Below are 14976 nucleotides of genomic sequence, written 5' to 3'. Positions count from 1 at the left end.
CGCGAAACCGGGGGCGCGGCTCCCTGTCGGTTCAGGTGCCGATGAGCTCGCGCCAGTGCGCGACCTTCGCCGGGTCGACCGCGCCCGCCCAGCCGCCCTCGCGGACCGCGCCGCCGATGTGGAAGGCGTCGAACCCGGCGGCGAGGAGCTCGGGGACGTGTTCGGCGCGCAGGCCGCCGCCGACCAGGATCCGCTGGCGGTAGCCGGGCTCGCCGGACTTGGCGAGTTCGCCGGTCAGGACCTCGCGGCCCGCGTCGACGCCGGCGGCCGCGCCGGAGGTGAGGAAGGTGTCGAGGCCGGGGAGGTCGGCGACGGCGGCGCGGACCTCGGAGCGGTCGGCGCTGTGGTCGATGGCCCGGTGGAAGGTCCAGCGGCAGCCGGAGACGGCCTCGGCGACGGCCCGGGTGGCGGTGAGGTCGACGGCGCCGTCGGGGGTGAGGAAGCCGAGGACGAACTCCTCGGCGCCCTCGGCCCGCAGCGCGGCGGCGCGGGCGAGCAGGTCGTCGAGGTCGCCGGGGGTGAAGCCGTCGCGGACGCGGAGCATGACGCGCAGCGGGATGCCGACGGCGGCGCGGATCGCGGCGAAGTCCTCGACGGACGGGGTGAGTCCGTCGGCTGCCATGTCGGTGACCAGTTCGAGGCGGTCGGCGCCGCCCGACTCTGCGGCCCGGGCGTCCCGGGGGGTCAGCGCGATGACTTCGAACATTGGTCTAGACATATCCGATAGCCTGCCACATCGGCAGGCCCCGGGCGAGCCCCCTCCGCCGTTCGGCCGCGCTTCGCCCTCCGTTCGCGTTCTCCTGGTGTCCCGTTCGTCCCGCTAGGAGACCTTCGCCCGCCCCTCCTGACGGCCCGCCAGCACCCGCCCGGCCAGCAGCAGCACTCCCGCACCGGCGGCCAGCGCGGGCGCCAGCCGCCACACCCCGCCGACCTGCTCCCAGAGCGAGAACAGGCTGTACCAGGCGGTCAGCGGCAGGACGGCCAGGCCGAGCGCCGCGGGCAGCAGCCGTTCCCGGGCGGCGCACAGCATCAGCAGCAGCGGGACGAGCAGGAGCAGCAGCGGCGTCCAACCGTCCATCAGGTGCCGGCTGTCGTAGCCGCCCTGGGCCTTCACCACCAGCAGGCCCGTGCCCGCGCCGGCCGCGACCAGCAGGCGGCCGGGCCGTTCCAGCAGGTCGGCGGGGGCGGCGAGGAGCAGTGCGCCCGCGGCGAGGTGGGGCAGCAGGGCGGTGGCGTGCCACAGCAGCAGCCAGCCGTCGGCGGCGGTGACCGCCACGACCCCGAGCCGGACGGCGGCGAGCAGCACGACCGTCCCGGCCAGCGTCCGCGCCGCCCGCCAGGCGCCGAACACCGCGGCGACGGCCAACAGGACGGGGACGACGGTCAGGCCGAGCAGGGCCAGGTTGTCGGGCAGCCGCTGCCAGGGGACGCCGAACCCGGCGCGGGCCGCGTCGGCGACCCGCCAGGAGCGGGTGTCGCCGGGGAGCGCGACCAGCCCGGCCAGGGCGCCGGCCAGCAGCGGTGCGGCGGTGGCCAGCAGGCGGCCGCCGAGCGCGGTGGAGGTGAGCCCGGTGCGCAGCCGCAGCCCGTACCCGGCGAGGTCGAGCGCCTCGCGGGCGGTGGCCAGGCGCCCGGCCCCGGCGGTGGAGTCGGCGAACACCTCGGCGAGTTCGGCGCCCCGGTCGCGGCGGTAGCGGGCGGGGTAGAGCGCGAGGACGGCGCGCAGCGCGGCGCCGGTGCGGGGTCCGCCGGGGACGGTCGCGCTCATGCGGTGGCCCCCCGGGGCGCGGTGGCGCCGCCGAGGCGGCGCTGGGCCTCGGCGGCGACCGCGCGCAGGCGTTCGGCCTCGGCGGCGAGCAGGTCGCGCCCGCCGCCGGTGAGGGCGTAGGTGCGGCGGGCCCGGCCGTCGACGACCTCCTCGGCGGCGACCTCGATCAGGCCCTGCTGGAGCAGCCGGTCGAGCGCGCCGTACAGGGTGCCGGTGCGCATCTTCACCCGCCCCCCGGAGATCGCGTCGACCTCCTGGATCAGCGCGTACCCGTGCCGGGGGGCGTCCGCGAGGGCGGTGAGCAGCAGCAGGGTGGGTTCCTGCAGGGCGCGTTCGGTCATGCGACTACATATATCGCCGACCGTCCTATCGGTGCCACCCCTTCCCGCTCCCCGTCTCACGGCCGGAGCCCCTCCTGCCCCCGCCACCCCGCCGGTTCGTCCCGCCGCAGCGCGCCGAGCAGTCCGGCCAGCAGCGGCAGGCCCAGGGCGAGCAGGGCGATCGTCGGCCAGGGGGCGTCGGCGGGGCTGACGGCGGGGCCGCCGAGGACGCCGGAGGCCCGGGAGCGGAGCAGGGCGAGGGCGGGGACGAAGCCGCTGACGGTGCCGAGCAGGGCGCCGAGCAGGGCGATCAGCCCGGCCTGGAGTCCGGCGACGGTGCGCCGGGTGCGCGGGCGGGCGCCGATCGCGGCGAGCAGGGCGCGTTCGCGGCGGGCGTCGGCGGCGGCGAGCGCGGTGGAGACCACGGCGGCGCCGAGCACCACCAGCGCGGCGAAGCCGCCCAGCGCGATCCGGACCGTGCTGCCCGGCGGGGCGTAGCCGCGTTCGACGCCGAACTCGGCGTGCGGGGCGAGCCGGGCGACGGTCGCGGCGGCGCGCTGCTCGGCCCGTTCGCCGACCGGCGCGGTCGGCAGCCAGACCGCGCCGGCCGGGGCGAGCCGCAGGCCGAGCCGGCGGACCGTCTCGGGGGCGACCACCAGCGGCGCGTAGCGCTGCCCGGCGGGGCGTTCGACCAGCAGCGCGTCGATCCGCAGTTCCCTGACCTCGCCGCCGGCGCCCTGCATCCGCAGCACGGCCCGGCCGTCGTGCAGGTAGGCGGGGTCGGTGACGACGGCCTTCCCGGCGAGCAGCGCGCGGTCGGCGTCCTGGTCGCGCAGCGCGAGCAGGTTGTGCAGTGCGGCGGGGCCGCCGACCACGGCGGGGGCGGCGACGTCCTCGCCGTAGCGCCGGCCGCCCTCGGCGTACACGACGCCCGCGCAGCCTTCGCAGAAGACGTACTGGGCCTGGTAGAGGTCGGCGCGTTCGCCGAGGTCGGGCAGGTCCTGCGGGAGGGCGGCGCGCAGTTGCGGCATGGTGTCGCCGTCCCCGTGCAGGGTGAGGCGGACGGCGCCGACGGGCTGTTCCAGCCGGTAGGCGGCGCGGTCCTGGAGCTCGGCGCCGGTGGAGTGCACGCCGACCGCGACGGCGCCGGCCACCGCGGCGAGGACGGCGGCGACGGCGGGCGCGGTGCGCGAGCGGTGCCGGGCGGCGTCGCGCAGGGCCAGCCGGGGGCCGACCGGCAGGCGGCGGGCGAGCCGGCCGAGCAGGGCGAGCAGCAGCGGGGTGAACAGCAGCAGGCCGAGTTCGGCGAGCACGGCGCCGCCGAGCACGCAGAGGGTGCGCACGCTCAGCCCGGCGAGCACCGGCGGTCCGGCGACCGGTCCGGCGACCGCCCCGTACAGGGCGAGCGCGGCGCCGCCGAGGACGGCGGCCAGGCCGAGCAGCGGGGTGCGGCGGGCGGGGCGGCGTACCGGGTCGCGGTCGGTGAGTCCGGCCAGCACCTCGCGGCGGCCGGCCTGGAGGGCGGGCAGCAGGGCGGCGAGCAGGGCGGTGGCGACGCCGACGGCGGCGATCGCGAGCAGGTCGGCGGGGCGCAGCGCGAGGCTGGCGAACCGGCTGCCGCCCCACTCCTCGATCCACGGGCGCAGGGCGGCGACCAGGGCCGTGCCGAGCAGGGTTCCGGCGGCGGCGCCGACGGTGCCGAGCACCAGGCCGCCGCCGAGCACCACGGCCCGCACGTGCCGGGGGCGGCCGCCGGCCGCGCCGAGCAGGGCGAGTTGGCGGCGGGCGCGGCGGGCGCCGACCGCGAAGGCCGGTCCGGCCAGCAGGGCGACCTCCAGCAGGGCCATCGCGGCGGTGGTGGCGGCGGTCATCAGGGTGCGTTCGCGCTCGCCCGCGGCGCCGACGGCCTCCTGTCGGGCCAGTGCCCCGGCGGGCGGGTGGGCGGCGACCTGACGGGCGGCCAGGGTGTAGCCGTGCGCGTTGAGTTCGCGCACCCGGGGCCAGTCGAGTCCCGCCCCGGCGGGCAGGGTGACCAGCCAGGCGGCCTTGCGGGCGGCGGCCTGTTCGGCGGACGGGGTCTGCGGGGCGAGTCCGGCGGCGGCCTGTGCCTCGTCCAGCTGCCGGTACAACTCGCCGGGGCGGGCGAGGAGTTCGACGGCGTTCAGGTCGCCGGGGTGCTCGACGGTGCCGGTCAGGGTGAACGGGGTGGACTCCAGGCCGCGGACGGTGACGGTGTCGCCGATCCGCAGGCCGGTGGTGTCCAGGAAGGCCCGGGTGGCGGCGGCCTCGTGCGGGGCGGCGGGGGCGCGGCCGGCGACCAGGTCGATCCGGCCCCGCCAGAGGCCCGCGGTCAGGTCGGCCTCGAAGGTGTCGGCGGGGGCCAGTCCGTCGGCGGTGCGCACGGTGGCGACCGGGCCGGTGCGGGCCGGGGTCAGGGTGCTGCCGGGCGGCAGCAACTCGCCGAGCAGGGCGGTCGGTTCGGTGTCGGTGGCGCGCTGCTGCTCGGCGGTGGGTTCGGCGTCGGGGCGCTGCGGCAGGACGCGGACGCCGTCGGCGGGGAAGACCGCCTGCTCGATCGTCCGGCCCGGGTCGTACGCGCCGACCAGGGCGTCGGCCCGGCCCATCAGCCGGTCGGCGCGCTGCTCGGCGGTGAGTTGTCCGCTGCGGTGCACCACGTCGACGCCGGTGGCGCCGAGCACCGGGAGCGCGATCATCGCGGCGACCAGGGCGCTGCGGCCCGCGGACCGCCGGGCGTCGCGGCGCGCGATCCGCAGCACCGCCCGCAGGGCGCTCACCGGTGCACCGCCCCGGCGGCGGTCTTCTCGTGGACGAGCCGGCCGTCGCGCAGGAAGACCACCCGGTCCGCCCAGGAGGCGTGGGCGGCGTCGTGGGTGACCATCATGACGGCCGCCCCGGCGTCGCAGCGGGCCCGCAGCACCTCCAGCACCGCCTCGCCGGTGGCCGAGTCGAGCGCCCCGGTGGGTTCGTCGGCGAGCACCAGTCGGCGCTGCCCGGACAGCGCCCGGCCGATCGCGACGCGCTGCTGCTGGCCGCCGGACATGTCCTCCGGGAAGCGGTCGGCGAGTTCGCCGATGCCCAGTTCGCCGAGCACGGCGAGCGCCTCGGCGCGGGCGGTGCGGGCCGACAGCCCCTCCAACTCCCGTGGCAGGGAGATGTTCTCGGCCGCGGTCAGGGCCGGCAGCAGGTTGTACGACTGGAACACGTAGCCCACCGAGCGGCGGCGCACGTCGGCCAGCTTCGCCCGGCTCAGCCCCGCCAGCGGGGCGCCCTCCACCAGCACCCGGCCGCTGGAGGGCCGGTCCAGGCCGCCGGCCAGCGCGAGCAGGGTGGACTTGCCGGAGCCGGACGGGCCCATCACGGCCAGGAACTCCCCGGCCCGCACCTCCAGGTCGATCGGGTGCAGCGCGTGCACCTCGGCCGCGCCCCGGCCGTGCACCCGGCCGACCCCTTCCAGGCGCAGCACGGTCTGCGCGTTCGGTCCGGTCATGGCTCCCCCTCGGAACAGGGGAACGTCTTGCATACCGAGTATGTATAGCCGCCGGACGCCGACTACTCAAGTGTGCGACATAAGTCGGTGAACTACCTATAGGACGGATCACACCCGCCGAGCGGTTCCCGGGGAGCAGAATGGGCGTCATGACCGCACCGCTGTCCGCCCGTTGGCACGACCTGCTCACCCGCTGCGGCGCCACCGCCGACCCCGAGCCCTACGCCCGCGACCTGCTCACCCGCTGGGCCGAGCCGCAACGCCGGTACCACACCACCGCCCACCTGGAAGCCGTCCTCGACCGGATCGACGAACTCGCCGCGCACGCCGACCACCCCGACGCCGTCCGGCTCGCCGCCTGGTTCCACGACGCCGTCTACCGCCCCGAGCGCTCCGAGAACGAGGAGCGCAGCGCCGCCCTGGCCTGCCGCGCCCTGCGCGAGGCCGGCCTGCCCGAACCCCTGGTCCACGAGGTCGACCGCCTGGTCCGGCTCACCGTCACCCACCACCCCGCCCCCGGCGACCGCAACGGCGAGGTCCTCTGCGACGCCGACCTCGCCGTCCTCGGCGGCCCGCCCGCGGCGTACGACGCCTACGCCGCCGCCGTCCGCGACGAGTACTCCTTCGTCCCGCCGGACGCCTTCCGCGAAGGCCGCGCCGCGGTCCTGCGCCAGCTCCTCGCGCTGCCCTCCCTCTACCGCACCCCCGAGGCGCACGCCCGCTACGACGCCCGGGCCCGCGCGAACATGCACCGCGAACTGGCGACCCTCGAAGGCTGACCCGCCCGGCCCGGACGGCCCGGTGCGGACCGCGGCGGGCCGGCCGGGATCACACCAGTCCCCCGACCGGTGCCACCGCCACGCCGCGCTTCCCGCACACCCAGTGCGGGTCCGCCCCCAACTCCGGCTCCACCCCCAAGGCGTGCGGATCGTCCTCCTCGGCGCAGGCCGTGCACAGCGGCCACCGCCCGTACGACTCCAGCAGCGCGTCCTGCACGTCCTGCGCGATCAGCCCCAGCACGAACTCGCACCCCGCCGGCCACTGCTCCAACCACCACCGCCGGTGCGTCACGGCGTCCTCCACCAACGACACGATCGCCGCCTCGGCGACGTCGCGGGCGGTCAGGTCGGCGAGGATCAGTGCCCGCGCGCTGTGCAGGGCGGCTTCGATGTCGGAACTGGCCATCCGCCCATTGTCCCGCACCCGGCTACGGCAGCGGGAAGCCCGTGGTGTCCAGGGTGATCCCGAACGGCTCCGGCAGCTCGACCGGCTTCCCGAACGGCACCCGCACGCTCTGCCCGTACGCCCCGTCAGACGGCTCCGAGTAGAGCGTCACCGTCGGCCCCGGCTGGTCGAAACGGTCGACCAGCAGGTACAGCGGGACGGGCGCGTGCGCGTAGCCCCAGAGCTTCTTCGTCCGGTCCTGCCGGGCCGTGCTGCGCGAGGTGACCTCGACGGCCATCAGGATGTCCGACGCGTCGATCGGATCGTTGTCCTCTGCGGGGATGAGTGCTTCCTCCACCACCACCAGGTCGGGAATGTACAGCTTTTCCAACCTGGCGATCCGTGTTCCGAGCGTCTGGTAGACGCCGACCTCGTCCGGCAGATGCCGTCCTAGAACCCGGCTGATCTTTTGGGCAATGCGGTTGTGCTGATTGCCCGGCGGTGGCACCAATTGAATCCGGCCTCCCTCGATCTCGGCGCGCCAGCCCTCGGGGGCGTCCAGCTCCCGCCAGGTGTCCAGCAGATAGGACCACTGCTGGCCCGACTCGACCGCCATGACCGCCATCGTCGGCCTCCCCTCTTCCTCATGACGCTGTTCGCCCTCAAGGTAGTCCGACCCGGAGCCGCCGAAACCGTCCATGGCCCCAGCGTCCCACGAAGGGGTGACCCCGGCGAGAACGCCGCGAGGGCGGCCCCCCGAAGGAGGCCGCCCTCACGAGCGAACGCGTGGAACGTCGGATCCCGAAGGGGATCAGAAGTCCATGTCACCGCCCGGCATGCCGCCGCCGGCGGCCGCGGCGGCCTTCTCCGGCTTGTCGGCGATGACGGCCTCGGTGGTGAGGAACAGCGCCGCGATGGAGGCGGCGTTCTGCAGCGCGGAGCGGGTGACCTTGGCCGGGTCGATGATGCCGGAGGCGACCAGGTCGACGTACTCGTTGGTCGCGGCGTTCAGGCCGTGGCCGGCGGGCAGGTTGCGGACCTTCTCGACCACGACGCCGCCCTCGAGGCCGGCGTTGGTCGCGATCTGCTTGATCGGGGCCTCCAGGGCCACGCGGACGATGTTGGCACCGGTGGCCTCGTCGCCCTCCAGCTCCAGCTTGTCGAACGCGACACCGGCCTGCAGCAGGGCGACGCCGCCACCGGCGACGATGCCCTCCTCGACGGCGGCCTTGGCGTTGCGCACCGCGTCCTCGATGCGGTGCTTGCGCTCCTTGAGCTCGACCTCGGTGGCCGCGCCGGCCTTGATGACGGCCACGCCGCCGGCCAGCTTGGCGAGGCGCTCCTGGAGCTTCTCGCGGTCGTAGTCCGAGTCGGAGTTCTCGATCTCGGCGCGGATCTGGTTGACCCGGCCGGCGACCTGGTCGCTGTCGCCGCCGCCGTCGACGATGGTGGTCTCGTCCTTGGTGATGACGACCTTGCGGGCGGTGCCGAGCAGGTCGACGCCGGCGTTCTCCAGCTTGAGGCCGACCTCCTCGGAGATCACGGTGCCGCCGGTCAGGATGGCGATGTCGCCGAGCATGGCCTTGCGGCGGTCGCCGAAGCCCGGGGCCTTGACGGCGACGGACTTGAAGGTGCCGCGGATCTTGTTCACGACCAGGGTCGACAGGGCCTCGCCCTCGACGTCCTCGGCGATGATGACGAGCGGCTTGCCGCTCTGCATGACCTTCTCCAGCAGCGGGAGCAGGTCCTTGACCGAGGAGATCTTGGAGTTGGCGATGAGGATGTACGGGTCCTCGAAGCTCGCCTCCATGCGCTCCAGGTCGGTGGCGAAGTAGGCGGAGATGTAGCCCTTGTCGAAGCGCATGCCCTCGGTGAGCTCGAGCTCCAGGCCGAAGGTGTTGCTCTCCTCGACGGTGATGACGCCTTCCTTGCCGACCTTGTCCATGGCCTCGGCGATGAGCTCGCCGATCTGGGTGTCGGCGGCCGAGATGGAGGCGGTGGAGGCGATCTGCTCCTTGGTCTCCACGTCCTTGGCCTGGGCCAGCAGCTGGTCGGAGACGGCGGCGACGGCCTTCTCGATGCCGCGCTTGAGGGCCATCGGGTTGGCGCCGGCGGCGACGTTGCGCAGACCCTCGCGGACGAGCGCCTGGGCGAGCACGGTGGCGGTGGTGGTGCCGTCACCCGCGACGTCGTCGGTCTTCTTGGCGACCTCCTTGACCAGCTCGGCGCCGATCTTCTCGTACGGGTCCTCGAGCTCGATCTCCTTGGCGATGGAGACACCGTCGTTGGTGATCGTGGGGGCGCCCCACTTCTTCTCCAGGACGACGTTGCGACCCTTGGGGCCGAGCGTGACCTTCACGGCGTCGGCAAGCTGGTTCATGCCACGCTCAAGGCCGCGGCGGGCTTCCTCGTCAAAGGCGATGATCTTGGCCATCAGAAGTGGTCCTCCGGGACACGGTCGACTGCTCGGACCAAGGGGTGCCCGCGACGGACGGCCCAGGAGAGCGGGGGTCCCTTCCCCTACCGCTTCCGGGGCCTCACCGGCCCGGTCCGTTTGTCACTCTCACACGGTGAGTGCTAACGCCAATGATTAGCACTCTCGGGTGGCGAGTGCAAGCCCATTGGGGCCCTGCCACGGCCCCGGCGGGGCCCCGGCGCGGCCCGGCGGGGGCGCTGCGGGGCCCGGGAAACGCCCGGAAAAGCCGACGGGCCCGCCCCGGACGCCGTCGCGTCGGGGCGGGCCTGCCTGTGGCGTTCTGTGCCCGGCCTGCGGCCGTGCGGTCAGCCGGTGCCTCAGGCGCCGGCGGCGCGGACCATGTCGGCCTGCGGACCCTTCTGACCCTGCGAGATCTCGAACTCGACCCGCTGGCCCTCTTCCAGGGTGCGGTAGCCGTCCATCTGGATCGCGCTGTAGTGGACGAACACGTCCGCTCCACCGTCGACCGCGATGAAGCCGTAGCCCTTCTCGGCGTTGAACCACTTGACGGTGCCCTGAGCCATTCCGAACTCCCCTTGTGCTGTGCTGGCCCTTCAGAGATCCGCGGGACGCGGACCCGGAGGTCTGGAAGGCCGGCCTGGGGACTCCCCCCCGTACGGCGCAGCCTCTGTCGCGGCTGAATGTATCCGGATATGCGCCCTCTGCAACAGGCCCAATTTCCGGGGAAACTCCGGGCCCCGCAGGGGATATGCCGGGGCGAAAGGCGCACCGCCCGACAATTGCCACTGGACATATCGGACGCGGCACCGCAAAACGCCGGAACAATTCTGACGGCGGCCTGACAGAACGGGCGGCACCGGGCCGCGTCGGGCGAGAAAGGGCGGCGGGCCGGGCCGGCGCCGGTCCCGACGGGCGGGGCGGAGCGGGGTCCTGCACGGGCGGGGCGCGGTGCGGTGCGGGGCGGGGAGGCGCGGGGCGGTGCAGAAAAAGGGGGATTGAACCGGGCCGTGGGGGGTAACGGACCTGACCGGAACTCTACTCCCCGACCCCCGGCGGAATTCCGCCGCCCCGCCCGGCGGGAAAACCGCAGGTAACCGGGGCAATGAGCCCGGCCGAACACGAAGCCGCCGTCCGGTCCGGAAAATTGAATTCCGAACCAAACGGCGGCCGCGGGAATGCGGGGCGGTCAGCAGCCGCCGGCCACCGCCGGAATGATCGACACCGAGGCGCCGTCCTTGATCTCGGTCTCCAGGCCCTCGGCGAAGCGCACGTCGTCGTCGTTCACGTACACGTTGACGAAGCGGCGCAGCTTGCCGGTGTCGTCCAGCAGGCGGGCGGCGATGCCGGCGTGGTTCGCCTCCAGGTCCGCGATGAGGGCGGCCAGGGTGGCGCCCTCGGCGGTCACCTCGGCGGCGCCGCCGGTGTAGGTGCGCAGGATGGTCGGGATGCGGACGTTGGCGCTCATGCGGGCTCCTCGGGCGTGGGGTCGGGGCGTGGGGGGGTGTCCTGCGGCTGGGTGTCAGGCGGTGGCGAGGCCGGCGGCGCGGAAGGACTCCAGCGTCGGGCGGATCACGGCGGCCATGCCGGCGTCGGAGACCGCGTCGAGGGTCTTGAGGCCGTCGCCGGTGTTGATCGCGACGGTCTCCTTGGACGGGTCCAGCTGGCCGGTCTCGACCAGCTTCTTCAGCACGCCCACGGTGACGCCGCCCGCGGTCTCGGCGAAGATCCCCTCGGTGCGGGCGAGCAGCTTGATCGCCTCGACCACCTCGGCGTCGGTGACGTCCTCGACCGCGCCGCCGGTGCGGCGGGCGATGTCCAGCACGTACGGGCCGTCGGCCGGGTTGCCGATCGCCAGCGACTTGGCGATGGTGTCCGGCTTGACCGGCTTGATCACGTCGCGGCCGGCCTTGAAGGCGACGGAGACCGGGGAGCAGCCCTCGGCCTGGGCGCCGAAGATCTTGTACGGCTTGTCCTCGACCAGGCCGAGCTTGATCAGCTCCTGCAGACCCTTGTCGATCTTGGTGAGCTGGGAGCCGGAGGCGATCGGGATGACGATCTGGTCGGGCAGCCGCCAGCCGAGCTGCTCGCAGATCTCAAAGGCCAGGGTCTTGGAGCCCTCGCCGTAGTACGGGCGGAGGTTGACGTTCACGAAGCCCCAGCCCTCGCCGGCCGGGTCGCCGATCAGCTCGGAGCAGAAGCGGTTCACGTCGTCGTAGTTGCCGTCGATGCCGACCAGCTCGCCGCCGTACACCCCGGCCATCACGACCTTGCCCTGCTCCAGGTCGTGCGGGATGAACACGCAGGACTTGAAGCCGGCCCGGGCGGCCGCGGCGCCCACCGCGCCGGCCAGGTTGCCGGTGGAGGAGCAGGAGAGGGTGGTGAACTCGAAGGCGCGGGCGGCCTCGATCGCGCAGGCCACCACCCGGTCCTTGAAGGAGTGGGTCGGGTTGCCCGAGTCGTCCTTGACGTACAGCTGGCCGGTGAAGCCCAGCTCGCGGCCCAGGTTGTCGGCCTTCACCAGCGGGGTCCAGCCCGGGTTCAGGTTCGGCTTGTCGGCCACGTCGGCCGGGACGGGCAGCAGCGGGGCGTAGCGCCAGATCGACGCCGGGCCGGCCTCGATCCGCTTGCGCAGCTCCTCCGCGTCGTAGCCCGCGTAGTCGTAGGCGATCTCCAGCGGGCCGAAACACTCGAGACAGGCGAAGTCCGGACCGAGCGGGGAGCGCGCACCGCACTCGCGACAGGACAGCGCGGTCGCGGGACCGAGGTCAACGGCGGTGGATGCGGCGGTGTCAACAGCCATGGTGGCGAGGCCCTTTCTCCTCATCTTCCCCGGATCGCGGTCGCGTCCGGGACGGAATTGGCACCTGTCCCGCCCGGCCTGCTGGCCGTGCGGGAGGGTTGCCGGGACTTCAACGGGCCGTTCCCTCAGTCCCTCTGGATGAGCTCTGTGAAGTTGTGGTCGTACGCTGCGAGCGACCCCCGCGTGCGAAGGCACGGTCGCAGTACGAAGACTGTATCCGAAGGCCCGGGCGGACCCACCCCCGCGTCCGACACCCGAGACGAACCGAGACAGGGAGCGAGACTTGCCGGAGCAGCCCGAGCCCGGGGTACTGCCGGAGGTGGCCGACTGGCTGCGCCGCCGTTCGTGGACGGCCGCCGACCGGCCGCTCGACCTGCTGCTGGCCGCCAAACGGGCCGCCGGCCCGGCCGGCACGGTCAGCGTGGTGCTGCCCGCCCTGGACGAGGAGTCCACCGTCGGCGAGATCGTCACCGCGATCCGCACCGAGCTGGTCGAACGCGTCCCGCTGGTGGACGAGCTGGTGGTGGTCGACTCCGGCTCGCGGGACGGCACCGCCGCCGCCGCGGCCGCCGCCGGCGCCCGGGTGGTGCACCGGGACGAGATCCTGCCCCGGCTGCCCGCCGAGCCCGGCAAGGGCGAGGTGCTGTGGCGCTCGCTGCTCGCCACCAGCGGCGCGATCGTCTGCTTCGTCGACGCCGACCTGCGCGAGTTCGACCCGGCCTTCGTCTCCGGCATCATCGGCCCGCTGCTCACCGACCCGGCCCTGCAACTGGTCAAGGCCATGTACGACCGCCCCTTCGAGGCCGACGGCGCCGTCGTCCCGGCCGGCGGCGGCCGGGTCACCGAACTGGTCGCCCGCCCGCTGCTCAGCCTGCACTGGCCGCAGCTCGCCGGCTTCGTCCAGCCCCTCGGCGGCGAGTACGCGGCCCGCCGGGCGCTGCTGGAGCGGCTGCCCTTCCCGACCGGCTACGGCGTCGAGCTGGGCCTGCTGGTCGACGCCCTGGAGCTGGCCGGCCTGGACGCGCTGGCCCAGGTCGACGTCGGCGTGCGGCACCACCGGCACCAGGACGGCCAGGCCCTCGGCCGGATGGCCGCCACCATCTACCGCACCGCGCTGGAACGCCTGGACCGCACCCACCGCCTCAAGGCCGACCCGGACCTGGTCCGCCCGCTGCTCACCCAGTACAGCCGCACCGCGGCGGGCTTCACCCCGCGCACCCACCCCGTCCCGGCCACCGAACGGCCCCCGGTGGCCACCCTCCCCGAGTACCGCGACCGCTGAGCCGCCGCCCCGCGCCCGTCCCGGCCCGCGGTTCCGGCCCGCGGTTCCGGCCCCCGGTTCCGGCCCGCGGTTCCGGCCCCCGGACGGCTCCGGGAGCGGCGGCCGGCACCGAGAGTTCACCCACGACGGGCCGCGCCGAGTGGTTTGGTCGGCTGATCGCGCGGCAAGGTTGGCTACATGGCCGATCACGCGTCCGAACGCCCCCAGCAGTCCGGAGCCGCCCCGATCCTGGTGGCCTCCAACCGCGGCCCGGTGTCCTTCCGCACGGAGGACGACGGCTCGCTGACCCTCCGCAGAGGCGGCGGCGGGCTGGTCTCCGGGCTATCCGCGATCGACGACCCGAACGCGGTCTGGGTCTGCGCCGCGCTCTCCGACGCCGACCGCACCGCCGCCCGGCAGGCCCCCGACGGGCGCCTCGACCGGGCCGGGCACGACGTCGGCGGGCAGGCCGTCCGGATGCTGGACATCGACCCGGAGACCTTCGCCCGCGCCTACAACGGCGTCGCCAACTCCACCCTCTGGTTCGTCCACCACCTGCTCTACCAGACGCCCGTGCAGCCCGCCTTCGACGCCGGCTTCCGCACCGAGTGGGCCGCCTACCGGGCGTACAACGCCGCCTTCGCCGAGGCCCTCGCCGCCGAGGCCGCCCCCGGCGCGGCCGTCCTGGTGCAGGACTACCACCTCTCGCTCGCCCCCGCGCTGCTCCGGGAACTCCGTCCGGACCTGCGGATCGGCCACTTCTCGCACACCCCCTGGGCCCCGCCGGACTACTACCGGCTGCTGCCCGACGACGTCGCCGCCGCCGTCCTCGAAGGCATCCTCGGCGCCGACCGGGCCGCCTTCCTCACCCGCCGCTGGGCCCTCGCCTTCGCCGACTGCTGCGAGGCCGTCCTCGGCGCGCAGGTCGACCGGGACGCCCTCACCGTCACGCACGGCGGCCGCACCACCCGGCTCGGCGTGCACGGCCTCGGCGCCGACGCCGAGTTCCTGCGCGAACGCGCGCACCGGCCCGACGTCGACGAACGCCTCGCCGCCCTGCGCGAGGCCGTCGGCGACCGGCGCACCATCGTCCGGGTCGACCGCACCGAACTCAGCAAGAACATCGTCCGCGGCCTGCTCGCCTACCGGCACCTGCTGCGCACCCGCCCCGAGTGGCTCGGCAACGTCGTCCACATCGCCTTCGCCTACCCCTCCCGGACCGACCTCGCCGAGTACCGCGACTACACCGCCGAGGTGCGGCGCCTCGCCGAGGAGATCAACACCGAGTTCGGCACCGACGACTGGCAGCCGCTCATCCTGCACGTCAACGACGACTTCCCGCGCTCCCTCGCCGCGTACCGGCTCGCCGACGTCGCCCTGGTCAACCCGATCCGCGACGGCATGAACCTGGTCGCCAAGGAGGTCCCCGTCGTCTCCGACCGGGGCTGCGCCCTCGTCCTGTCCCGCGAGGCCGGCGCCCACGCCGAACTCGCCGACGACGCGATCAACGTCAACCCCTACGACGTCATCGCCACCGCCGAAGCCCTCGCCGAGGCCCTCGCCATGCCCGCCGCCGAACGCACCGACCGCACCAAGCGCCTCGCCGCCGCGGCCACCGCCCTCCCGCCCCAACAGTGGTTCCTGGACCAGCTCCACGCCCTCTGAACCGCCCCCGACCGAAGCGGGACCAGGGGCGCGGGGAACCGCGCGGCCGACCG

Annotated in this window: 14 protein-coding genes and 1 riboswitch; of the genes, 3 read left to right on the top strand and 11 right to left on the bottom strand. The window is 74.5% G+C overall.

What is annotated here, in order from left to right; all coding sequences use genetic code 11:
• Positions 1–31 precede the first annotated feature (31 nt).
• The 5 genes from ABD345_RS25645 to ABD345_RS25625 all read right to left on the bottom strand — a co-directional run bounded on the left by ABD345_RS25645 (position 32) and on the right by ABD345_RS25625 (position 5596).
• Positions 32–718: a copper homeostasis protein CutC gene (locus ABD345_RS25645; protein ID WP_344555028.1), complete on the bottom strand. Its 687-nt coding sequence runs from the start codon at positions 716–718 to the stop codon at positions 32–34.
• Positions 719–820: 102 nt separating this feature from the next.
• Entirely contained in the window at positions 821–1768 is a 948-nt protein-coding gene (locus tag ABD345_RS25640; RefSeq protein WP_344555026.1) for a hypothetical protein, read from the bottom strand.
• Positions 1765–2109, bottom strand: coding sequence for a PadR family transcriptional regulator (locus ABD345_RS25635; protein ID WP_344555024.1), 345 nt, complete (start codon positions 2107–2109; stop codon positions 1765–1767). The genes ABD345_RS25640 and ABD345_RS25635 overlap by 4 nt, the downstream gene beginning before the upstream one ends.
• 56 nt (positions 2110–2165) lie before the next feature.
• Positions 2166–4883 (bottom strand): FtsX-like permease family protein, encoded by a 2718-nt coding sequence (locus ABD345_RS25630; protein ID WP_344555022.1) that lies wholly within the window; start codon positions 4881–4883, stop codon positions 2166–2168.
• Entirely contained in the window at positions 4880–5596 is a 717-nt protein-coding gene (locus ABD345_RS25625) for an ABC transporter ATP-binding protein (protein ID WP_344555020.1), read from the bottom strand. Before ABD345_RS25625 ends, ABD345_RS25630 begins: the two co-directional genes overlap by 4 nt.
• A gap of 149 nt (positions 5597–5745) precedes the next feature.
• Between ABD345_RS25625 and ABD345_RS25620 the strand changes: the two genes are divergently transcribed.
• Positions 5746–6375: an HD domain-containing protein gene (locus ABD345_RS25620; protein WP_344555018.1), complete on the top strand. Its 630-nt coding sequence runs from the start codon at positions 5746–5748 to the stop codon at positions 6373–6375.
• Between the two features lie 49 nt (positions 6376–6424).
• On the opposite strand, the gene ABD345_RS25615 is transcribed toward ABD345_RS25620, so the two are convergent.
• The 6 genes from ABD345_RS25615 to thrC form a co-directional block, all read right to left on the bottom strand.
• Positions 6425–6781: a hypothetical protein gene (locus tag ABD345_RS25615; protein WP_344555016.1), complete on the bottom strand. Its 357-nt coding sequence runs from the start codon at positions 6779–6781 to the stop codon at positions 6425–6427.
• A 22-nt stretch (positions 6782–6803) separates the two neighbouring features.
• Positions 6804–7460, bottom strand: coding sequence for a Uma2 family endonuclease (locus ABD345_RS25610; protein WP_344555014.1), 657 nt, complete (start codon positions 7458–7460; stop codon positions 6804–6806).
• 111 nt (positions 7461–7571) lie between these two features.
• Positions 7572–9194 (bottom strand): chaperonin GroEL, encoded by a 1623-nt coding sequence (gene groL / locus ABD345_RS25605; RefSeq protein ID WP_123553427.1) that lies wholly within the window; start codon positions 9192–9194, stop codon positions 7572–7574.
• Between the two features lie 359 nt (positions 9195–9553).
• Positions 9554–9760 (bottom strand): cold-shock protein, encoded by a 207-nt coding sequence (locus ABD345_RS25600; protein ID WP_014137493.1) that lies wholly within the window; start codon positions 9758–9760, stop codon positions 9554–9556.
• A gap of 623 nt (positions 9761–10383) precedes the next feature.
• Positions 10384–10662, bottom strand: a complete 279-nt coding sequence (locus ABD345_RS25595; protein WP_344555009.1) for a MoaD/ThiS family protein — start codon at positions 10660–10662, stop codon at positions 10384–10386.
• A 54-nt stretch (positions 10663–10716) separates the two neighbouring features.
• Positions 10717–11997, bottom strand: coding sequence for a threonine synthase (gene thrC / locus ABD345_RS25590; protein ID WP_344555007.1), 1281 nt, complete (start codon positions 11995–11997; stop codon positions 10717–10719).
• A gap of 17 nt (positions 11998–12014) precedes the next feature.
• A riboswitch (SAM riboswitch) is annotated at positions 12015–12142 on the bottom strand.
• Positions 12143–12280: 138 nt separating this feature from the next.
• On the opposite strand from thrC, the gene ABD345_RS25585 reads away from it, so the two are divergent.
• Both ABD345_RS25585 and ABD345_RS25580 read left to right on the top strand, forming a co-directional pair.
• Entirely contained in the window at positions 12281–13279 is a 999-nt protein-coding gene (locus ABD345_RS25585) for a glucosyl-3-phosphoglycerate synthase (protein WP_344555005.1), read from the top strand.
• A gap of 177 nt (positions 13280–13456) precedes the next feature.
• Positions 13457–14923, top strand: coding sequence for an alpha,alpha-trehalose-phosphate synthase (UDP-forming) (locus ABD345_RS25580; protein WP_344555003.1), 1467 nt, complete (start codon positions 13457–13459; stop codon positions 14921–14923).
• Positions 14924–14976 lie beyond the last annotated feature (53 nt).

Origin of the sequence: Kitasatospora saccharophila, assembly GCF_039529925.1 — a bacterium.
Lineage (GTDB): Bacteria > Actinomycetota > Actinomycetes > Streptomycetales > Streptomycetaceae > Kitasatospora > Kitasatospora saccharophila.
The sequence above is the reverse complement of the archived record's forward strand: the minus strand, read 5'-3'. Positions and strand labels throughout refer to the sequence as shown.